Origin of the sequence: Terrabacter ginsenosidimutans (genome assembly GCF_039539425.1) — a bacterium.
GTDB lineage: Bacteria > Actinomycetota > Actinomycetes > Actinomycetales > Dermatophilaceae > Terrabacter > Terrabacter ginsenosidimutans.
Window position 1 is genome coordinate 12,743 of the sequence record NZ_BAABDC010000005.1, and the last position, 20,188, is coordinate 32,930.

Below are 20,188 nucleotides of genomic sequence, written 5' to 3' on the forward strand. Positions count from 1 at the left end.
ACCCGGCATACGGCCTCGGGTCAGAAGGTCTCGCGGGGCTGGTAGGTGCCCCAGACCTCGCGGAGCGCGTGAGCGACCTCGCCGCCCGTGGCGCGCGCGGCGAGCGCCTCCTTCATCGGGTAGAGCAGGTTGTCGGTGCCGCGAGCGGCTTCCTGGAGGCGTCCCAGGGCGGCCTTCACCTCGTCGTTGTCGCGATCCGCGCGCAGGGCCTCGAGGCGCGCCCGCTGGTCCGCCTCGATCGTGGGGTCGACGCGGAGCGGCTCGTAGTGGTCCTCCTGGTCGAGGACGAAGCGGTTGACGCCCACGACGGTGCGCTCGCCGTTGTCGATCTCGAGCTGGACCCGGTAGGCGGAGCGCTCGATCTCGTTCTTCTGGAAGCCCTGCTCGATCGCCGCGACGGCTCCGCCCTTGTCCTCGACGGCCTGGATGAGCGCGAGCGCCGCGGCTTCGATCTCATCGGTCATCGACTCCACGACGTACGAACCGGCAAACGGGTCAACGGTTTTCGTCACATCGGTCTCGTAGGCAATGACCTGCTGCGTGCGCAGCGCGAGGCGAGCCGCCTTCTCCGTCGGCAGGGCGATGGCCTCGTCGAAGGAGTTGGTGTGCAGCGACTGCGTGCCGCCAAGCACCGCGCCGAGGCCCTGGAGCGCGACGCGGACGAGGTTGACCTCGGGCTGCTGGGCGGTCAGCTGCACCCCTGCGGTCTGCGTGTGGAAGCGCAGCATCATCGACTTCGGGTTCTGGGCGCCGAAGTCCTCCTTCATGATCCGCGCCCAGATGCGACGCGCGGCACGGAACTTCGCGACCTCCTCGATGAGGGTCGTGCGCGCGACGAAGAAGAAGGAGAGGCGCGGTGCGAAGTCGTCGACGTGCAGTCCCGCGGCCTGGGCTGCGCGGACGTACTCGATGGCGTTGGCGATGGTGAAGGCTATCTCCTGCACGGGCGTCGCCCCGGCCTCGGCCATGTGGTAGCCCGAGATGGAGATGGTGTTCCAGCGCGGCATCTCCTTGTGGCAGTAGGCGAAGATGTCGGCGATGAGGCGCAGGGACTCACGCGGCGGATAGATGTAGGTGCCGCGCGCGATGTACTCCTTGAGCACGTCGTTCTGGATCGTGCCGGTCAGCTGCTCACCGGCGACGCCCTGCTCCTCGGCGACGAGCTGGTAGAGCAGCAGCAGCGTCGAGCCGGGTGCATTGATCGTCATCGACGTCGAGATCTTGTCGAGCGGCAGCCCGTCGAAGAGGGTGCGCATGTCGTCGAGGCTGTCGATGGCGACGCCGACCTTACCGACCTCACCGTGCGCGATCGACTCGTCGGAGTCGTAGCCCATCTGCGTCGGCAGGTCGAAGGCCACCGACAGTCCACCGGTGCCTGCCTTGACGAGCTGGTGGTAGCGCTGGTTGCTCTCCTTGGCCGTGCCGAAGCCGGCGTACTGGCGCATCGTCCACGGCCGCCCGGTGTACATCGACGGGTAGACGCCCCGGGTGAAGGGGTAGCTGCCGGGGGCGCCGAGCTTGGCGTCGGCGTCGAAGCCGGCGAGGGCCGACGCGTCGTAGACGGGCTCGATGGGGAGGTCGGACTCGGAGCGCGCACCAGTGCTGTCAGCCATGCTGCCGAGCGTATCGGCGCAGGGGTGCGCCGCTGCCGTCCGGCTGCCCAACGTTGCCGATCTCACGTCACCGAGGGCGTATGCCGTGGGCCCGGGCTCACGGCTGGACGTGGCCTCTCGACGGTTGAGAGGGGGCCAGACGTGGCCTCTCGACGGTTGAGAGGGGGCCAGACGTGGCCTCTCGACGGTTGAGAGGGGGCCAGACGTGGCCTCTCGACGGTTGAAGGGGGCGGGTCAGGCGTCGGCGGGCCAGTCGGCGGCGATCTGGGCCCGGCGGCGCTCCCAGCTCGCGTGCATGTCGGCCATCTCGCGCGCGACGTGGTCGAGGAACTCCACCGACAGCGCGAGGCGGCGACCGGCCTCGCTGCCGACTCCCCCGACGGCAGCGAGACCGGCCCGGACGGAGGACTCCATCTGACCGAGCAGACGGTCCCGGCTCAGCATCGCCTCGTGCCAGGCGTCGAGGTGAACGACGTAGACGTCACGACGCGATCCCCGCTCACGCTCCTTGCCGATGAGGTGGGTCTGGGTGAGGTACTGGACCGCACCCGACACGGCCGCCGGGCTCACGTCGAGCGCCTCGGTCAGCTCCAGCGCCGTCATCCGCCCGTCGGTGTCGGCGAGGAGCTGGGCGAAGACCCGGGACGCGAGGCGTGGCATGCCGGCCTCGGTGAGGACGTTGCCGAACCGCTCGACGTAGGCAGCGACCGCTCGTTCGTCGCGCTCGGTCATCCGACGGCTCCTTCGGTCTCGTGAACTGCCACCCTAACCACGAGTCATATCATTCAGTAAACCGTGAATGTTGTGTACCGTCGATACATGACTTCCGCGATCCAGGTGCAGGGGCTGCACAAGAGCTTCGGGCGCACGGTCGCCCTCGACGGGCTCGACCTCGACGTCGCAACCGGTGAGATCCACGGCTTCCTCGGCCCCAACGGCGCCGGCAAGTCCACGACCCTGCGCATCTTGCTCGGGCTGCTGCGGTCGGACGGCGGCACGGCGACGCTCCTCGGCGGGGACCCCTGGCGCGAGGTGGAGTCGCTCCACCGGCGCCTCGCCTACGTGCCGGGCGACGTGGCCCTGTGGCCCAACCTCACGGGCGGCGAGGTCATCGACATCCTGGCGCGCCTGCGGGGCGGTGTCGACGAGAAGCGGCGCGCCTCGATGGTCGAGCGCTTTGACCTGGACCCGACGAAGAAGGGCCGGTCCTACTCCAAGGGCAACCGGCAGAAGGTGGCCCTCGTCGCGGCCCTCAGCAGCGACGTCGAGCTGCTCCTGCTCGACGAGCCGACCTCGGGGCTAGACCCGCTCATGGAGTCCGTGTTCCGCGAGGTCGTCCACGAGTTCCGGGAAGCCGGGGGGACGGTCCTGCTGTCGAGCCACATCCTCTCCGAGGTGGAGCAGGTGTGTGACCGCGTCAGCATCATCCGCGAGGGCCGCAACGTCGAGTCCGGCACGCTGACGCAGCTGCGCCACCTGTCACGGACGACGGTGAGCGCGACGCTCACCCAGCCCGTCGACGAGGCGCAGGTCGGGGCCCTGCCCGGGGTCGCCGACGTCACGGTGTCCGGTCTGCACGTGAGGTGCACGGTCGGCAGCGACGACCTCGGACGGCTGCTGGAGCTGCTCGGCTCGCACGGGATCACCGCTCTGACCAGCGCTCCCCCGACGCTGGAGGAGTTGTTCATGGAGCAGTACCGCTCGACCCCGGTGGCGACATGACCACCCTGACCGCGCCGACGCACCCTCCCGCTCGCCCCACCACGCGGCTGGGGGGTGCCGGCTTCACCGGGACGACGGCGCTGCTGCGTCTCGCCGCGCGACGCGATCGCGTGCTCGTGCCGGTCAGCGCCTTCGGTCTCGCCGCCTTCGTCGCGCTGTCGGCGCAGGCGACCTTCGACCTCTTCCCCGACCTCACGACGGCACAGGCGTCGATGGCCCCGACCCTGTCCAACCCCGCGCTCGTCGCGATGTACGGCCCGATCTCGAGCCTCGGCATCGACTCGATCGCGACGTTCAAGTCGGTGCTCCTGGGCGCCGTCTTCCTCGCCCTCCTCGCCTACGTCGTCGTCCGCCGCCACACCCGGACCGAGGAGGAGGCCGGACGCCTCGAGCTGCTCGGCGCCGGCGTCGTGGGCCGACGGGCGGCCCTGACCGCCGCCGTGCTGCACGCCACGTTCGCCGTCCTGCTCACCGTCCTGCTCACCGTCGGGTGGTCGATCGCCGTCGGCCTCGACCCCGCCGGCTCCGTCGCCCTCGGCGTCACCTGGCTCGTCATCGGACTCTCGTGGGTGGGTGTGACGGCCGTCGCCGCCCAGCTGACCTCCAGCACCCGCGGCACGGCCGGATGGTCGCTCGGCGCGCTCGCCGTCGCGTTCCTCGTGCGCGCCGTCGGCGACACCGCGGCCGCCGACAGCCCGGCCCGCTTCCTGACCTGGCTCTCGCCGTTGGGCTGGGGAGTCAAGGTCTCACCCTTCGGCGAGAACCGTTATGCCGTGGTCGTGCTCGGCCTCGCGCTCTACGCCGTTCTCGTCGTCGTCGCGTACGCGCTGCTCGACCGACGCGACCTCGGCGCCGGGGTTCTCCCCAGCCGGGCCGGTCATGACCGCAGCATGATCGCGTCGCCGGGGGCCCTGACCCTGCGGCTCGCCCGCGGCACGCTCGTGGGCTGGGTCGTCGCCTACGTCGTGCTCGGCGTGGTGCTCGGCTCGATCGCCGGAAGCGTCGAGACGTTCGTCGACTCTCCCCAGGTCGCCGACATGCTGCGGGACCTGGGCGGTGACGCCGGGACCATCACCGACATCTACTTCTCCACCGAGCTGCACTTCGCCGCGATCGGCGCGTCCGCTCTCGCGATCGCGCTCGTGACGCGGATGCACACGGAGGAGACCACGACCCGGCTCGAGGCCGTGCTCGCCACACCGGCCCGACGCGTCACGTGGGCACTCGGGCACATCGCGCTCGCCGTCCTCGCCACCGCCGTCGTCATGGTCGTCAGCACCGCGGTGGCCGGCCTCGTGCACGGAGAAGACGTGGGCGACGTCCGCGGGACGATCACGCGCCTCACCGGAGCCGCGCTCTCGACGCTTCCCGCCGTGTGGGTCGCCCTGGCCGTCGCGATGCTGCTCTACGGCGCCGTGCCCCGCTTCACCGGGCTGGCGTGGGCCGCCCTGATCGTCTACCTCCTGCTCGGTGAGTTCGGCGAGCTGCTCAACCTGCCTGGCTGGCTCGTCGACCTCTCTCCGTTCACGCACCTGCCTGCCCTTCCCGGTGGTGCGCTCGAGTGGGTGCCGCTCGCGGCACTCACCGTCATCGCGGCCGTCGGGTGCGGCGCCGGTCTGGTCGCCTTCAGGCGGCGCGACGTCGGCTGACGGCCTGCGGCATCGGTCGGCCGGGGGGCCGACTTCGCGCGCCTCGGCCGGGGCAGGGGTCCGCCCCTCGGTACGGTGTGCCCCATGACTGGCATACCGGGCTTCTGGGCCGTGATCCCCGCCGGAGGCGCCGGCACGCGGCTCTGGCCCATCTCCCGGCGCCACTCCCCCAAGTTCCTGCACGACCTGACCGGCTCCGGTCAGTCGTTGCTGCGGGCCACGTGGGACCGGCTCGAGCCGCTCGTCGGCGAGCGGATCCTCGTCGTGACGGGGGTCGCCCACGAGGACGCCGTCCGCCGCCAGCTGCCGATGCTCGGTTACGACGCCGTCATCGGGGAACCGTCGCCGCGCGACTCGATGCCGGCCATCGGCCTCGCTGCTGCCGTCCTCGAGCGCCGCGACCCGGAGGCCGTGCTCGGCTCGTTCGCCGCGGACCACGTCATCACCGAGCCCGACAACTTCCGGCAGGCCGTCGCCGAGGCCGTCGTCCTGGCCCGGCGCGGTGAGCTCGTGACGATCGGCATCGACCCGACAGGGCCGGCCACCGGCTACGGCTACATCCGGCTCGGCGAGCCGCTCGACGTCGTGGGGGCCCCGAGCGCCCACCGGGTCGACGAGTTCGTCGAGAAGCCCGACCTCGAGACGGCGACCCGATACCTCGAGAGCGGCGAGTTCCGCTGGAACGCGGGCATGTTCGTGGTCGGCGCGACGACCTTGCTCGAGCTGCTGTCGGAGAACCACGCCGACATGGTGGACAGCCTGCGCACCATCGCGGCGGACCCCCGCCGGATGACCGACCTCTGGCCGTCGCTGCACAAGATCGCCATCGACCACGCGGTCGCCGAGCCCGCCGCGGCTGCAGGGCGCGTCGCCGTGGTGCCCGCCGCGCTGGGGTGGGACGACGTGGGCGACTTCGCCGCGCTCACCCGGCTCGTCGCCGAGTCGAGCTCGCTGCCGGGCATCACCGCGATCGGGCCGGCCGACGACATCATCAGCATCGACTCCACGGCCACCGTGGCAGCCGGGGGTCGTCTCGTCGCGCTCATCGGGGTCGAGAACCTCGTCGTCATCGACACCCAGGACGCGCTGCTCATCACCCGCCCCGATCGCGCCCAGGAGGTCAAGCAGGTCGTCGAGACCCTGACCGCCCGAGGTCGCACCGACCTCACCTGAGCCGAGCAGGCACGTGACCGGGCCGCCTCACGCATCCGCCCAGCCGGCGCCCGTGGCGGTCGGCGCCCAGGCAGCCGCAGGACGCACGAGGGCCCTTCCCGTGGTCGTCGCCGTGGTCATCGCCTGGGCCGTGGCTCTCCCCCGCCTCGTGCCCAGCACCTTCGGCGACCACGGCACGTACGCGTCGGTCGCGGAGCGACTGATCGCCGGCGACCGTCTCTACGTCGACGTCTGGGACAACAAGGACCCGCTCTTCTACTACGCGCTCGCTCTGGGCCGCCTCGTCTCCCCGCTCGCGGACGTCGCGCTCGAGATCCTCTGGGTCGTCGGGGCGGGCGTCGCCGTGCTGGTCCTCGCGCTCTCCGCCGGCGCTGACCGCAGGCTCTCGGTCGTGGCCGGCCTCGGCGCCACGCCGCTTCTCCTGACCGGACCTGCCTACGAGAGCGGGATGACACACCTCCCCGGGCTGGCGCTGCTCCTCGGAGCCGTCGCCTGCGCGGTGCGTTCGCGCTGGGTCGCCGCCGGGGTGCTCGTGGGCCTGCTGCTGCTCACCAAGCTCATCCTCGCCCCGCTGGTCGCCGGCGCGCTGCTCGTGATCGCGCTCCACCGCCGGCCCACCGGCGGACTCGCCGGTCTGGTCCGGGCGCTCGCCGGGGCGTTCGCACTGCTCGCCGTCGGGCTCGGCGCCCTGTGGCTGCGGGGCGAGCTGCCGGGCTGGGTCGAGAACTTCCGGCTCAATGCGGACTACGCCGACGGCGAGCTGGCCTCGTCGCAGTACGGGTCCGTGGTCGGCCATCTCCTGCGGGCCTTCCCGGAGGACGGGCGCGGCGCGGGCATGCTCACCGTCGCAGCCCTGATCGTCGTGCTGGTCGCCATCCCCCGTTCGTGGAGGCCGGCCACGAGCGACGGCGAGGCCTCGGGACCCACGGCGCACCGGGCCGCGACGCCTGACCCCGCCCGCGAGCGGACCCTCGGCCCTGCCGTCCTCTGGGACCTCGTGCTCGTCTCGCTCGTCCTCGGACTCGTCGTCATGTCCGCGACGGCGACCTGGCCGCACCACGCGCTGACTCTCGCTGTCCCCGCTGGGTTCGCGCTGGCCCTCGTCGCGGCCCGCTGGTCGCGCGCCATCGAGCCTCGCCGGGCGGCCGCCCTCATCCTCCTCGCCGGCTACGTGGCGGCGGGTGCACTGCACCCGTACTTCGTCGTCACCGCGGCTCGTGCAGCACCCACGACCCTGCAGCAGCTGCAGCGGGAGTCGCCGGACGCCGTGGTGCTGGACTCGTTCCCCCGCGTGACGACGTACGCCCGTGCCGGCAGCAACGACACGTCGGCACACGCGGTCGGTCTGGGAGATCTCCAGCTCGTGTGCCCCCGCTTCCACCAGTACTCCATCGAGCCGCGTGAGGTCCTCGACCTGACAGCCGCCTGCCTCCCGCGCGCGGGTGCGATCATCGTCGACGACACCGTGCGTCCGGAGGCGGGCCGACCGGAGTGGAACGCCTACGTGGCACGCGTCCGTGCCCTGGTTGCCACCGGCTACGACTGCGTGCGCGCGTCCGTCTCACAGGTGTGCGTCCGCCGCGTCGGCTGAGGCCCCGGTCCACCCTCACCTCGATGAGGCCGAATCCGGTCCCCGCGCGCCTGCGCTGGCAGACAGTGGAGGCATGAGCTCGATGCTGCCCGACGAGGGCGAACACCTGACGACCGGCTGGGAGGACGACCTCGCCCCCACCGACTCGCTCGTGCGCCAGGCGGTGCTGGCGCACGTCTCGTGGGCCCGGGCCCTGACGACCGCGGCGCGCGGCACGTTCTCCGAGGGCGAGAGCTGGTGCGCCGGCCGCGGTGGTGGTGCGTCGGCACTGCTCAACTGGGCGATCGTGACGCGCCCTCCGCGCGACTGGGCCCAGACCGTGGACGGCGTCACCGCGGCATACCCCGACGGCGTCTCGGCGATCGTCATCAGCCCCTTCCCGACGCCCGACCTGACGAGCCACGGTCTCGCACTCGTCGGCCACCCGCCGCTGATGTTCCGGCCGACCTCGACCACCACGTCGCCGCCGTCCACGCCGCTCGACGTCCGTGAGGCGACGACGGACCGGCAGCTGCAGGACGCCGAGCGGGTGCTCGTCGAGGGCTACCCGATGCCCGACATGGCTGCCCTGCCGCCCGGCGACTTCTACCGTCCCGACGTCGTCGCCGGCCCCACCCGGGTCTTCGTCGGCTACGACGGCGAGGCCCCCGTCGCGACCGCGGCTGCGCACTCGGCCGCCGGGGTCACGGTCGTCGAGAACGTCGCCGTCCTCGCGACCGCGCGGGGCAAGGGGGCCGGCGCCGCGCTGACGTGGGCGGCGACGACCACGTGGCCCGGCCAGGGTGCCGTGCTCATCGCCAGCGACGACGGCCAGCCCGTCTACGAGCGCCTCGGCTACCTGCGCGTCGAGCGCTGGACCTGCTGGCTGCGTCCGTGACGCACCGAGAGCGCGTATGCCGTCCGCCCGGCTCAGACGCTCGGCTGCCCGGTCGCGTCGCGGACGAAGTTCCAGAACTGCGCCACCTGCTGGGGCGTCTCGACGCCCACCGGTGCGTAGTGCGTCGACCGACGGCGCCGGTCGTGCCAGAAACCGCCGGTGCCGATCGCGTCTGCCGTGGCCGTGAGCCACACGGCCGTGTCGGCGCCCGAGTCGGCGTCGCGCAGCAGCGGCCCGGTGACGGCGGCGAACCGTGGCAGCGAGTCGGTGACACCCGGGGTGTCGGCCCACCCGGGGTGCATCGAGTGGACGCGGATGTCGTCGGCTGCCAGGTCACGCGCCCACAGCTCGGTGAGCACGAGCTGCATGCGCTTCGTCCGGGCGTAGGCGGTCACCCCGGAGTAGTCGCCCGTGGCGAACTCCGGGTCGTCGACGTCGAGGCGCTGGCCGTAGGCGCCGCCGGAGGTCACCACGACGACCCGGCCACCGGCGAGTGCCTCGCGCAGGCCGTAGGTCAGCACGTGCGGGCCGAGCACGTGCGTGGCGAGAGTGAGCTCGTGTCCCTCGGCCGTCGTCGTGCGCTTCGGCGGCATGACGCCCGCGTTGTGCACGACGGCGTGCAGGCGAGGCACCTCGGCCGAGAACTGCCGCGCGAACTCGGCCGTCTCGGCGAGGTTGCTGACGTCCGCGACGTGCGTGGTCACCTCCGCCAGGGGCTGCTCGCCCAGCAGCTGCGCGCGGGCGTCGTCGAGGCGTGTCGCGTCGCGACCGGTGAGGTGGACGGCGGCACCGAGGCGAGCGAGCCCGCGCGCCGTGGCGAGACCCAGTCCTCCGCTGGCGCCCGTGACGAGGACGTGGCGACCGACGAGGGCGCCGGGCACCGCGTCGTGCGGCCACCACGCGCGGCGCACGGCAGGCCCGATCTTCGTGTAGCCCAGCACCAGTGACTTGTCCATCACCCAGTCGAGCGCAGCAGCCGCTTCGTGGAGCACCATGGGCCCACCCTAGGTGGACCCCACCACGACGCTCAGGCGGCCTCACCGAGGACGTCACCCAGGTCCGCATCCGGGCACGCACCGAGGTGTCGCCGGTGTCGCCCGCACCGCGCCCGGGGCACCGCGATCACCCGGCCCGAGATGACGGCATACGCCCCGCGTGTCGAGGGTTCTTGTTGAGATTGTCACAACGGGCCGTTTACCAGTGGGTAGGAATTCGGGTGCGGAAACCGCGGGGATAGGGTGCGGACGTGGCCACCAACACTCTCCCAGCGACGGGAACTCCTCGACCTGCGTCGGCACGCCGCACCACCGTGTTCATGAAGCTGCTCATGGCCCTCTCGGGCGCGCTCTTCGTGTTCTACGTGGTGCTGCACATGTACGGCAACCTCAAGATCTTCGGCGGCGTCGAGGCGTTCGACGAGTACGCCCTTCACCTGCGCACGATCCTGATGCCGATCCTGCCGTTCGGCGGGTTCCTCTGGCTCTTCCGCGCCCTGCTCGTGGTCGCGCTGTTCGCGCACGCCTATGCCGCCTTCTACCTCTGGAGCCGCGCCAACGGCGCCCGCACCACGCGCTACGTGGCCAAGCAGGCGGCCCGCGCGACGATCCGGAGCCGGATGATGCGCTGGGGCGGCGTCGCGCTGCTGCTCTTCCTCGTGTGGCACCTGCTGCAGTTCACGATCCTCAAGATCAACGTCGGCCCCGACGCCGTCGGTGACAGCGCCGGCAAGCTCGTCATCTCGAGCTTCCAGGTGTGGTGGGTCGTCCTCATCTACGTCCTCGCGCTCGCCGCGCTGGGCATGCACCTGTGGCACGGCGTCTGGAGCGCCTCGCAGACCCTCGGCTGGACGAACAGCGCGAAGTCGCGTCGGACCGCCAAGGCGACTGCCACCGTCATCGCGCTGGTGACCGCGGTGGGCTTCGCGCTCCCGCCGCTCGCCATCCTGTTCGGAATCGTCAAGGGGAACTGATCCATGACCGACACCCAGACGGCCACCACCGCCGGAACCATCACTCCCGAGGCTCCCGCCCCCGAGGCAGCGCCCGGCGTCGTGCACGGCCTCTACACCGAGGGCGCACCGATCGTCGACACGAAGGCGCCGCACGGGCCCATCGAGTCGCGCTGGAACACCCGCAAGTTCGAGGCCGCTCTCGTCAACCCGGCCAACCGCCGCAAGCTCACCGTCATCATCGTCGGCACCGGCCTCGCCGGTGGCGCCGCGGCGGCGACGCTCGGCGAGGCCGGCTACAACGTGAAGTCCTTCTGCTACCAGGACTCCCCGCGCCGCGCGCACTCGATCGCCGCGCAGGGCGGCATCAACGCCGCCAAGAACTACAAGGAGGACGGCGACTCGACGTTCCGCCTCTTCTACGACACCGTCAAGGGTGGCGACTACCGCTCCCGCGAGTCGAACGTCTACCGCCTTGCCGAGGTCAGCGCCAACATCATCGACCAGTGCGTCGCGCAGGGCGTTCCGTTCGCTCGCGAGTACGGCGGCCTGCTCGACAACCGCTCCTTCGGTGGCGTCCAGGTCTCCCGCACGTTCTACGCGCGTGGCCAGACGGGCCAGCAGCTGCTCATCGGCGCCTACCAGGCGCTCGAGCGCCAGGTCGCGGCCGGCACCGTCGAGATGTTCAGTCGCCACGAGATGCTCGAGGTCGTCGTCGTCGACGGGAAGGCCCGCGGCATCATCGCCCGCGACCTCGTCACGGGCGAGATCGAGACGCACCTCGCCGACGCCGTCGTGCTCGCCTCCGGCGGCTACGGCAACGTCTTCTTCCTCTCGACCAACGCGATGGGCAGCAACGTCACCGCGACGTGGCGCGCGCACCGCAAGGGTGCGCACTTCGCCAACCCCTGCTACACGCAGATCCACCCGACGTGCATCCCCGTCGCGGGCGAGCACCAGAGCAAGCTGACGCTCATGTCGGAGTCGCTGCGCAACGACGGACGCATCTGGGTGCCCAAGAACGCCGCCGACTGCGAGAAGGACCCGCGCGAGATCCCCGAGGAGGACCGCGACTACTACCTCGAGCGCATCTACCCCTCCTTCGGCAACCTCGTGCCGCGTGACATCGCGAGCCGTCAGGCCAAGAACGTCTGCGACGAGGGTCGCGGCGTCGGCCCGAAGGTCGGCGACTTCCGCCGCGGGGTCTACCTCGACTTCACCGACGCCCTCAAGCGCATGAGCGCCGAGGCCGTCGCCGAGAAGTACGGCAACCTGCTCGACATGTACCAGCGGATCACCGGCGAGAACCCGTACCAGGTGCCGATGCGCATCTACCCCGCCGTGCACTACACGATGGGCGGCCTGTGGGTCGACTACGACCTGCAGTCGAGCATCCCCGGCCTGTTCGTCGCCGGTGAGGCGAACTTCTCCGACCACGGGGCCAACCGCCTCGGCGCCTCCGCCCTGATGCAGGGCCTGGCCGACGGCTACTTCGTCCTGCCGAACACGATCCGCGACTACCTCGCGAAGGGACCGTTCGAGAAGCTCGAGGAGTCCCACGAGGGAGTCGTCGAGGCGCGTGCCTCGGTCGACGCCCGGGTGCAGAAGCTGCTCTCGATCAACGGTGACCGCTCGGTCGACTCCTTCCACAAGGAGCTCGGCAACATCATGTGGGAGTACTGCGGCATGGAGCGCTCCGAGGAGGGGCTGCTCAAGGCCATCGACCTCATCCGCGGCCTGCGCGACGAGTTCTGGCGCAACGTCAAGGTGCTCGGCAGCGCCGACACCCTCAACCAGAGCCTCGAGAAGGCCGGCCGCGTGGCCGACTTCCTCGAGCTCGGAGAGCTCATGTGCATCGACGCGCTGCACCGCCGCGAGTCGTGCGGTGGTCACTTCCGCGCCGAGTCCCAGACCGAGGACGGCGAGGCGCTGCGTCACGACGACGAATACGCCTACGTCGCCGCGTGGGAGTGGGGCGGTCAGGACGGCATGCCGGTCCTGCACAAGGAAGACCTGGTCTACGAATTCGTCGAGATGAAGCAGCGGAGCTACAAGTGAGCGGCATGAACCTGACCCTGAAGATCTGGCGCCAGGCGGGGCCGAAGTCCAAGGGCGAGATGGTGACCTACCCCGTCACCGACATCTCCGAGGACATGTCGTTCCTCGAGATGCTCGACGTCCTCAACGAGCAGCTCAACGCCCGCGGCGAGGAGCCGATCGCCTTCGACTCCGACTGCCGCGAGGGCATCTGCGGCATGTGCGGCCTCATGATCTCGGGCAAGGCCCACGGTCCCGAGGTCACGACGACGTGCCAGCTGCACATGCGCAGCTTCTCCGACGGCGACGAGATCACCATCGAGCCGTGGCGCGCCGACGCGTTCCCGGTCATCAAGGACCTCGTCGTCGACCGTTCGAGCTTCGACCGGATCATCCAGGCCGGTGGCTTCATCAGCGCCAACACCGGCTCGGCCCCCGAGGCCCACTCGGTGCCGGTGCCCAAGCCCAAGGCCGACCGGGCGTTCATGGCGGCGGCGTGCATCGGCTGCGGCGCCTGCGTGGCGGCCTGCCCGAACGCGTCGGGCATGCTCTTCATGGGCGCCAAGATCACCCACCTCGGCGAGCTCCCGCAGGGCCAGCCGGAGCGTGACGCGCGCGTCGTCAGCATGGTGAGCCAGCACGACCACGAGGGCTTCGGCGGCTGCACCAACGTCGGCGCCTGCTCCTCGGCCTGCCCGAAGGAGATCCCCCTCGACGTCATCAACCAGCTGAACAAGGACCTGCGCGGCGCGCTGATGCGCGGCGAGTGACGGGCGACCCGCCCGACGCAAGACCGACCCGCCCCGGACCACCGGGGCGGGTTAGTCTTTCCCGGCGATGACGCCCGTGATGCCCTTCCGACGTCGTCCGTGGACGACTCCGGCCGCGGGCGTGACGCTCGGCGCCGTCGCGGTGGGACTCATGCTGACGACGACGTATGCCGTCCCGACGGCGAGCGGCACCCCGCTCCCCCACGCCGCGGTCGCCCCACCCGCACTGGCGGCCGCGCCGACGTGCGCTCCGTGGCAGACCCCGCAGGCTGTCCCGCCGGGGGTGACGTTGACCCCGCGAGTCTTCCCGACCGGCGAGGCTCCACCGGCGGCCGTCCCGTCCGGCAGACCGTCGGTGGGACCGCCCGTCACCACGACGGCGCCGACGAGACCCGCGAAGCCGCCCAAGGTGCGCGTCGTCTGCCGCAGCGCCCCACCGTCCCCGTTCGCGCACCCCGCGTGGCAGCCCGAGACGGTCGTGGGCGGTTCACGGCTCGCCGAGACGGGCGTCGTCGTGGACCGGCCGGTCTCCGTGCCGGCGCCGCCGGAGGTCTACGACGTGTCCTACGTGATCGCCGACCTCGACACCGGCGAGATCCTGGCAGCCAAGTCGGCGCACGCCTGGCTGCGCCCGGCCAGCACCCTCAAGACCCTCACGGCCCTGACCCTGATGCCGCGTCTCGACCCACGACAGGTCGTCGTCGCCGGACAGGACGCCCAGGACGCGGCCGGCTCACGGGTCGGCGTCCTCGCCGGCAACCGCTACCCCGTGTCGAGCCTGTTCGACGCGATGCTGATGTTCTCGGCCAACGACGCGGTCTATGCCCTCGCCGACGCCGCCGGCGGCTACGACGCGACGGTCGCGCTGATGAACGAGAAGGCCGAGCAGATCGGCGCGCACGACACGCTCACGGTCGACCCGAGCGGTCTCGACGACGGCGCCCAGCGCTCGAGTGCCTACGACCTCGCGCTCATCGGGCGCGACGCCATGCGGCTGCCCGCGTTCCGGACCACCATCACCAAGCGCGACGCGGTCTTCCCCGGCGGGAAGGACCAGCGGGGCAAGGTCTGGCCGGCCTTCCACGTCTACAACATCAACGAGCTGCTCGGGCACTACCCCGGCGCCATCGGCATCAAGCCGGGACGCACCGACCGGGCCCAGCACACCTTCATCGGTGCGGCCACTCGCGGCGGTCGCACGCTCGTCGTCAGCCAGATGGGTAGCGTCACCGGGTCGTGGAGACCCACGGCGGCCCTGCTCGACTGGGGCTTCGCGAACGCCGACCGGGTGACCCCTGTCGGGCGGCTCGTCGAGCCCGGCGAGGCCGTGGCGCCGTCGGCCGCCCCGACCCTGCCTGCCCTCCCCACCGACGGTGCGACAGGCACGGGCTCCGGCACGGGCGGCCCCGACCGGTCGTCACCCACGGGGACACCCGCCCCGGAGGCAGGTTCGGTGACCAGCTCGGTGGCGGAGGCGACGTCCTTCGACCGGACGATGTCGCTCGTCGCGCTTGCCGCGGCAGGTGCCGTCGTCACGACGGCGGTCGTCCTCGTCCTCGTCGCCGTCGCCCGGCGCCGACGTCGTCGCGCCTAGATCGTCCGTCCCGGAAGGGGATCAGCGACGGCGCAGGCGCCGCGTTCCGGTCACCGCGAGCGCGCCTGCAGCGCCCAGGACTGCCCCGGCCGTCAGGCTCGCACGGTCCGTGGCCCGCGACGGCCGTCGCTCTCGACCGTCACCCTGGCTCACGCCTTGCTCCTGACCGTGCTGTCGAGCTCGGAACGGCCCCACCGCGACGGGTGACACGGCATACGGCACGCGCGTCGCGTCGGGCTGGGCCGCGGACGGTGCGCTCACCGCAGAGGCCGGACGGCTGAGGTCGACGTCGTTGGCCGCCCAGGCGGACGAGAGCAGGATGACCTTGGACATGAGGTTGAGCCAGAAGAGCAGGCCGACCGAGACCGCGACCGCCCCCAGCAGGGGGTTCGCGGTGACATGGCTCACGAGGAAGCCGCCGAAGAGCTTGAGGGCCGTGAGGACGGCCGCCCCGAGGACGGCCCCCTGTCGGACGTTGTGCATGGGCAGCGGCACTCCCGAGAGCATCCGCAGCAGGACGACGAGGATGAGCGTGTCGAAGACGACACCCACGAGCAGCCCGAGCAGCCCGATGAGGAACCCGTTGCCCGACAGGCCGATCCAGCCCGCAACGCGTTCGGCGAGGCCGCCGACGGCGCTGGTGAGGATCGCCGAGACGGCGATGGCCATGCCGACCGTCACCAGCACCAGCAGGTCGCGTGCCTTGGTGCGCACGAGGTTGCCGGTCGATGCCTCGAGGCCGAAGATGCCGCGGATGCCGGTGCGCAGAGCGCCGACCCAGCCGAGTCCCGCGAGCAACAGCGTGACGAACGAGATGATGCCGGTGATGGTCAGCGTCAGGCTCGCCGGAGCCTCGATGCTGATGATGCCCTCGGGGTGGCTCGCCGTCTTGACCATGCCCGGCAGGGTGGCGTTGAGGGACTCGGCGATGGTGTCGACGAGGTCCGGCCGGCCCTGCAGGACGAAGCCGAAGATCGCGAAGGCGAGCGCGAGCGCCGGGAAGATCGAGAAGAATGCGAAGTAGCCGACGCCGGCCGCCAGCAGGTCGCCGTTCGCCTCGCCGTAGCGGGTCCAGGCGTGGTAGGCGCGGGTGGTCTTGAGCCGGTCCAGGACGGGCTGGAACGCCGGCACGCGTCAGTCCCCGACGAGCGCGAACTCGTGGACGGGACGCCACACGCCGTCGTCGCCCAGCTCGTACAGGTGGTAGCCGTCGACCTGGAAGGCGACGGAGTAGTCGGCCAGCTCGCCGAAGGCTCGGTCGAGCGACGCCGTCGCCACGTTGTGCGCCACCGTGACGTGCGGGTGGTAGTAGAAGTCGAGGTCGCGGCGCACCGGCCCGGAGCGCAGGGCGCGCTCGAGTGCCTCGCAGTTCGAGACGCCCTGTGCGACCTGGATGAACACCACGTCCGAGAGCGGGCGGAACGTGCCCGTGCCCCGCAGGACGACGTCGAACGGGGACTGCGCGGACGCCACGTCCGCGCAGTGGCTGCGGAAGGCGGCATACGCGTCCTGGTCGACCGCAGTCGGCGGCAGGAGCGTGATGTGCGCCGGGATCTGCCATGCCTGAGGGTCGCCGAAGTCCGCACGACGCCGCTGCAGGTAGTCACCGTGCGGAGCCGGGATCGGGATCGAGACGCCGATCGTCGTCTGGCGCGCAACACTCACGCCCCCGACCGTACCGAAGGTTGCCGCGCGCAGCCGACCCAGGTACCGCCCCGCGTGGCGCGTCGGACGCGGCACGCCCGGGACGGACGGCTGGACGAACTGCTGCGCTGCTGCCGCGCAGGCTGCCGCATACGACGCCCGGCGGGCACCCCGGGCCGCTAGCGTCAGCGCCATGGATCTCCGACGCCCCTGGGACGGCCGTGGCGTGCTGGCCTGGGGAGTGGCGTGGGCCATCGCCCTCGCGCTGTCATGGGTGCGGTTCCGGTCCGCGATGGCCTCGGCCGACCGGCCTGACCTCGAGGACTTCTTCCTGCCCGCCGCGCGAGCGGTGCGTGCCGGCGGATCGCCGTACGAGGTCGTGGGATACCTCTACTCCCCGTTCGTCGCCCTGCTGCTGGCCCCGGTGGCAGACACCTCGTGGGCGGTGGGCGGCTGGACCGTGCTGCTGCTCGCCCTGGCTCTGGCCTCGTGCTGGATGGGCGCCCAGGCGTCTGCCCACCGGTCCGGCCGGGTGGGCCGGGCCGCCGTCTTCGCCGTGGCGGCCGTGAGCCTGCTGGGCAGCTGGGCGCTGACGATGGAGCTCTGGCAGGGCCAGGTGCACCTCCTCGTCCTCGCCGCCGTGACCCTCGCCATGCTCGCAACCGCGCGTGGCCTGCGCGGTGTGGCGGGCACCGCGCTCGCCGTGGCCGGCATGGTCAAGACGTGGCCCGCCGTCCTGCTGGTCTGGCTGCTGCGGCGGCCGTTGCACCTGCGCCGCTCGGAGTGGGCGGGTGCAGCCGCGGTCGCTGTGCTGACGGTCGCTCTGGTCATCGCGGTCGGTGGTCCCTCGGCCCTGTGGACGATGGCGTCGGAGACGAGGCGTGGCAGCAGCCAGCCCCTCGTCGCCTACTCCGCCTGGGGAGCCGGCACCGTGCTCTTCACCGAGAGCGGGCTGTCGGACCCGGTGCTCGTGTCACCGGCGCTGCGCGTCATCGTGACGGGACTCGTGCTCGCGTGGGTCCTGGCGCTGCTCGTCGTCACGCTGCGACGGCCCGGGGACGCCGTCTTGGCCCTGCTCAACGTCGCCTTCTGCGTCGTGCTCCTGCTGCCGGTGTCCCACTACGTCTACCTCCTCGTCCCTCTCCCCGCGCTGTGGTGGTGGAGCGCCCGGGCGCTGCGTGAGCCGAGACGCTGGCAGGTGTGGGTGACGGCGCTGGTGCTCGGCCTGTGGTGGTTCGTCGCGCTCCGCCGGATCCCCCCGGTGGGGCCGGACGCCCTGACGACACCCGGGTCGTTCGTGCTCGTCCTCGGCTCCACGCTCGTGGCCGCGACGCTCAGCGTGTGGACCGCCGCAAGGCTCCCGGCCCCGGATCCCGCGTCCGTCACGCCGGCTCGCAGGCGAAGGGTGAGAGCGTGACGGACGCGCCCGCGAGGGCCGGGCAGCCACTGACGATCGCGGCGCTCTTCGTGTCCCCCTGGGACCACGAGTTCGCGAACGTCGACGCGGGCCGCGTCCCGTCGCACCGGCTGTTCGGCATGCACGAGCTCGCGGCCAGGGGCCACCGCGTGCTCCACCACGCCCGCTCGACACGCCCGAACCGTGGCCTCGGCACGGGGTGGCGCCTGTCGCAGGTCCTGTGGCTGCTCCGCGTGCAGCGCGACGTCGACGTCGTCATCGCCACGCACGAGGCCGCGGCGCTTCCCGCGCTCCTGCTGCACCGCCTGGGCCTCGTCCGCCGCCCCGTCGTGGTCATGACCGTCGCCGCCCTCGACGCGACGTCGCGCCACGGGTTCGCCGGCGCAGTGCACCGTGCCGCACTTCGGGGCGCCGACGTCGTCTCCGTCTTCGCCTCGGCCCAGCTGGAACCGCTGGCGCGCCGCCTCCGACGGTCTCGGGACAGGGTGCGCTGGGTGCCGCTGGGCGTCGACACGTCCTTCTTCGCTCCCAGGGACGTGGCGCGCGACGGCGGCGTGCTGTCCGTCGGGACCAACGCCGGCAAGGACTTCCCCACCCTCATGGCGGCACTGCCTCGGGACGCCGTCTGCACGGTCGTCACTGACGCCTGGAACAGGGGCCAGGCCGAACCATCAGCCCGCGGCCGAGCGGTCACCTTCCGCAGCGACGTCGCCATCGCGGAGCTGCGGGAGCTCTACGCCCGGGCTGAGGTCATGGTGCTCCCCCTGCGCGAGTCGGAGATGTCGTCGGGTCAGACGGTGCTCCTCGAGAACCTCGCCATGGGCACACCCGTCATCATCAGCGACGTCAGCGGGGTCACCGACTACCTCGACCCCGAGGTGATGTGCGTGGTCCCCGCCGGTGAGCCGGCGCCGCTGAGGGAGGCGCTGGACGACCTCACCTGGCGGGAGCGTTCCCGGCGAGGGCCCGGTCTCGTGGCTGCCCGGTTCACCACCGAGCACCTGGCTTCAGCCCTCGAGGACATCGCCCTCGGGCTCGTGAACCGGAGTCCGGACAGGGGTCAGGGCCGCCCGGTCGAGGACAGCAGCCCGACCTTGTCGTAGACGCGTCGCACGGTCGCCTCGGCCACCTCGCGAGCGCGCTCGGCACCATCGGCCAGGATGCGGTCGAGCTCGGCCCGGTCGGCCATCAGCTCGAGCGTGCGGGTGCGGAACGGCGTGACGGCCTCGACGACCACCTCGGCGACGTCCTTCTTGAGGTCGCCGTAGCCCTTGCCGGCGTACTGCTCCTCGAGGATCGCCACCGGGGTCCCAGACAGGGCCGAGTGGATCGAGAGCAGGTTGGAGATGCCGGGCTTGTTGTCCTCGTCGAAGCGGATCTCCCGCTCGGCGTCGGTCACGGCGGAGCGGATCTTCTTCGCGATGCGCGCGGGCTCGTCGAGGAGGCTGACGAGCCCGGCGTCCGAGGCGGCCGACTTACTCATCTTGGCCGTCGGCTCCTGGAGGTCCTGGATCTTGGCCGTCGCCTTCATGATGTGCGGCTCGGGCACGACGAGCGTGTCGCCGAAGCGCTGGTTGAAGCGTCCGGCGAGGTCGCGCGACAGCTCGAGGTGCTGGCGCTGGTCCTCGCCGACCGGCACGACGTTGGCGTCGTAGATGAGGATGTCGGCCGCCTGGAGCACGGGGTAGGCGAAGAGGCCGACGTTGGTGTTGGTTCCCTTGGCCGACTTGTCCTTGAACTGGGTCATGCGGCTGGCCTCGCCGAAGCCGGTCAGGGTGCCGAGGACCCAGTAGAGCTCGGTGTGCTGGGCGATGTGGCTCTGGACGAAGAGCGTCGAGCGACTGGGGTCGACGCCGCCTGCGATGAACTGCGCCGCGGTGATGCGGGTGCGCTCGCGCAGCACCTCGGGGTCGGGAGCGACCGTCAGGGCGTGCAGGTCGGCGACGAAGTAGAAGGCGTCGTGTGTCTCCTGCAGGCGCACCCACTCGACCAGCGCACCGATGTAGTTGCCGAGGTGGAGCGAGTCGCTCGTCGGCTGCATGCCGGAGAGGCTGCGCGGCGTCGTGGTCGGGAGGGAGGGCGTCGAGGACATGGGTGCATTCTGGCCCATGCCCTCCCACCGCCCCCAAACCGGTCCGGGGGCGGGATCCTCG

17 protein-coding genes are annotated in these 20,188 nt (G+C 71.6%); 11 read left to right on the forward strand and 6 right to left on the reverse strand.

Annotated elements, in window-relative coordinates; translation table 11 throughout:
• Positions 1-20: 20 nt before the first annotated feature.
• Complete coding sequence (locus tag ABD831_RS15160) at positions 21-1,613, reverse strand: acyl-CoA mutase large subunit family protein (RefSeq protein WP_344948314.1); 1,593 nt, start codon at positions 1,611-1,613, stop codon at positions 21-23.
• A gap of 234 nt (positions 1,614-1,847) precedes the next feature.
• Positions 1,848-2,345, reverse strand: a complete 498-nt coding sequence (locus tag ABD831_RS15165; protein ID WP_344948316.1) for a GbsR/MarR family transcriptional regulator — start codon at positions 2,343-2,345, stop codon at positions 1,848-1,850.
• An 87-nt stretch (positions 2,346-2,432) separates the two neighbouring features.
• Between ABD831_RS15165 and ABD831_RS15170 the strand changes: the two genes are divergently transcribed.
• The 5 genes from ABD831_RS15170 (at position 2,433) to ABD831_RS15190 (ending at position 8,625) form a co-directional block, all read left to right on the forward strand.
• Positions 2,433-3,335: an ABC transporter ATP-binding protein gene (locus tag ABD831_RS15170; RefSeq protein ID WP_344948319.1), complete on the forward strand. Its 903-nt coding sequence runs from the start codon at positions 2,433-2,435 to the stop codon at positions 3,333-3,335.
• On the forward strand, positions 3,332-4,984 hold the full coding sequence (locus ABD831_RS15175; protein ID WP_344948322.1) for an ABC transporter permease: 1,653 nt from the start codon (positions 3,332-3,334) through the stop codon (positions 4,982-4,984). The genes ABD831_RS15170 and ABD831_RS15175 overlap by 4 nt, the downstream gene beginning before the upstream one ends.
• Before the next feature lie 84 nt (positions 4,985-5,068).
• On the forward strand, positions 5,069-6,157 hold the full coding sequence (locus ABD831_RS15180; RefSeq protein WP_344948325.1) for a mannose-1-phosphate guanylyltransferase: 1,089 nt from the start codon (positions 5,069-5,071) through the stop codon (positions 6,155-6,157).
• 13 nt (positions 6,158-6,170) lie between these two features.
• A complete protein-coding gene (locus ABD831_RS15185; RefSeq protein ID WP_344948327.1) occupies positions 6,171-7,748 on the forward strand; it encodes a hypothetical protein in 1,578 nt (525 codons plus the stop codon).
• Positions 7,749-7,821: 73 nt separating this feature from the next.
• Positions 7,822-8,625 carry a GNAT family N-acetyltransferase gene (locus ABD831_RS15190; protein ID WP_344948330.1) on the forward strand — a complete coding sequence of 268 codons (804 nt, stop codon included), beginning with the start codon at positions 7,822-7,824 and terminating at the stop codon, positions 8,623-8,625.
• A 32-nt stretch (positions 8,626-8,657) separates the two neighbouring features.
• On the opposite strand, the gene ABD831_RS15195 is transcribed toward ABD831_RS15190, so the two are convergent.
• Complete coding sequence (locus tag ABD831_RS15195) at positions 8,658-9,620, reverse strand: SDR family NAD(P)-dependent oxidoreductase (RefSeq protein WP_344948336.1); 963 nt, start codon at positions 9,618-9,620, stop codon at positions 8,658-8,660.
• A gap of 251 nt (positions 9,621-9,871) precedes the next feature.
• Between ABD831_RS15195 and ABD831_RS15200 the strand changes: the two genes are divergently transcribed.
• The 4 genes from ABD831_RS15200 (at position 9,872) to ABD831_RS15215 (ending at position 14,974) form a co-directional block, all read left to right on the forward strand.
• The gene (locus ABD831_RS15200) at positions 9,872-10,594 is read left to right on the forward strand and encodes a succinate dehydrogenase cytochrome b subunit (RefSeq protein ID WP_344948339.1); all 723 of its coding nucleotides are present in this window, start codon (positions 9,872-9,874) and stop codon (positions 10,592-10,594) included.
• A 3-nt stretch (positions 10,595-10,597) separates the two neighbouring features.
• Entirely contained in the window at positions 10,598-12,631 is a 2,034-nt protein-coding gene (locus tag ABD831_RS15205) for a fumarate reductase/succinate dehydrogenase flavoprotein subunit (RefSeq protein ID WP_344948342.1), read from the forward strand.
• Positions 12,632-12,636: 5 nt separating this feature from the next.
• On the forward strand, positions 12,637-13,380 hold the full coding sequence (locus tag ABD831_RS15210) for a succinate dehydrogenase/fumarate reductase iron-sulfur subunit (RefSeq protein WP_142178603.1): 744 nt from the start codon (positions 12,637-12,639) through the stop codon (positions 13,378-13,380).
• 67 nt (positions 13,381-13,447) lie between these two features.
• The gene (locus ABD831_RS15215; RefSeq protein WP_344948347.1) at positions 13,448-14,974 is read left to right on the forward strand and encodes a D-alanyl-D-alanine carboxypeptidase family protein; all 1,527 of its coding nucleotides are present in this window, start codon (positions 13,448-13,450) and stop codon (positions 14,972-14,974) included.
• Positions 14,975-14,995: 21 nt separating this feature from the next.
• Here the strand turns inward: ABD831_RS15215 and ABD831_RS15220 are convergent, their stop codons facing one another.
• Both ABD831_RS15220 and ABD831_RS15225 read right to left on the reverse strand, forming a co-directional pair.
• Complete coding sequence (locus ABD831_RS15220; protein ID WP_344948350.1) at positions 14,996-16,105, reverse strand: YihY/virulence factor BrkB family protein; 1,110 nt, start codon at positions 16,103-16,105, stop codon at positions 14,996-14,998.
• 3 nt (positions 16,106-16,108) lie between these two features.
• Complete coding sequence (locus ABD831_RS15225; protein ID WP_344948353.1) at positions 16,109-16,639, reverse strand: 2'-5' RNA ligase family protein; 531 nt, start codon at positions 16,637-16,639, stop codon at positions 16,109-16,111.
• Positions 16,640-16,811: 172 nt separating this feature from the next.
• On the opposite strand from ABD831_RS15225, the gene ABD831_RS15230 reads away from it, so the two are divergent.
• Both ABD831_RS15230 and ABD831_RS15235 read left to right on the forward strand, forming a co-directional pair.
• Positions 16,812-18,035: a glycosyltransferase 87 family protein gene (locus ABD831_RS15230; protein WP_344948355.1), complete on the forward strand. Its 1,224-nt coding sequence runs from the start codon at positions 16,812-16,814 to the stop codon at positions 18,033-18,035.
• Positions 18,032-19,138, forward strand: a complete 1,107-nt coding sequence (locus ABD831_RS15235; RefSeq protein WP_344948358.1) for a glycosyltransferase family 4 protein — start codon at positions 18,032-18,034, stop codon at positions 19,136-19,138. The genes ABD831_RS15230 and ABD831_RS15235 overlap by 4 nt, the downstream gene beginning before the upstream one ends.
• On the opposite strand, the gene trpS is transcribed toward ABD831_RS15235, so the two are convergent.
• Positions 19,096-20,145, reverse strand: coding sequence for a tryptophan--tRNA ligase (gene trpS, locus ABD831_RS15240; RefSeq protein WP_425582832.1), 1,050 nt, complete (start codon positions 20,143-20,145; stop codon positions 19,096-19,098). The two genes, ABD831_RS15235 and trpS, sit on opposite strands and share 43 nt — an antisense overlap.
• Positions 20,146-20,188: the final 43 nt, after the last annotated feature.

What these genes read in the sequence shown, in the direction of transcription:
- ABD831_RS15215 (WP_344948347.1), top strand. Translation starts at nt 13,448, where the DNA reads ATGACGCCCGTGATGCCCTTCCGACGTCGTCCGTGGACGACTCCGGCC.
- ABD831_RS15175 (WP_344948322.1), top strand. Translation starts at nt 3,332, where the DNA reads ATGACCACCCTGACCGCGCCGACGCACCCTCCCGCTCGCCCCACCACG.
- ABD831_RS15180 (WP_344948325.1), top strand. Translation starts at nt 5,069, where the DNA reads ATGACTGGCATACCGGGCTTCTGGGCCGTGATCCCCGCCGGAGGCGCC.
- ABD831_RS15230 (WP_344948355.1), top strand. Translation starts at nt 16,812, where the DNA reads ATGGATCTCCGACGCCCCTGGGACGGCCGTGGCGTGCTGGCCTGGGGA.
- ABD831_RS15170 (WP_344948319.1), top strand. Translation starts at nt 2,433, where the DNA reads ATGACTTCCGCGATCCAGGTGCAGGGGCTGCACAAGAGCTTCGGGCGC.
- ABD831_RS15160 (WP_344948314.1), bottom strand. Translation starts at nt 1,613, where the DNA reads ATGGCTGACAGCACTGGTGCGCGCTCCGAGTCCGACCTCCCCATCGAG.
- ABD831_RS15190 (WP_344948330.1), top strand. Translation starts at nt 7,822, where the DNA reads ATGAGCTCGATGCTGCCCGACGAGGGCGAACACCTGACGACCGGCTGG.
- ABD831_RS15165 (WP_344948316.1), bottom strand. Translation starts at nt 2,345, where the DNA reads ATGACCGAGCGCGACGAACGAGCGGTCGCTGCCTACGTCGAGCGGTTC.
- trpS (WP_425582832.1), bottom strand. Translation starts at nt 20,145, where the DNA reads ATGGGCCAGAATGCACCCATGTCCTCGACGCCCTCCCTCCCGACCACG.
- ABD831_RS15210 (WP_142178603.1), top strand. Translation starts at nt 12,637, where the DNA reads ATGAACCTGACCCTGAAGATCTGGCGCCAGGCGGGGCCGAAGTCCAAG.
- ABD831_RS15195 (WP_344948336.1), bottom strand. Translation starts at nt 9,620, where the DNA reads ATGGTGCTCCACGAAGCGGCTGCTGCGCTCGACTGGGTGATGGACAAG.
- ABD831_RS15205 (WP_344948342.1), top strand. Translation starts at nt 10,598, where the DNA reads ATGACCGACACCCAGACGGCCACCACCGCCGGAACCATCACTCCCGAG.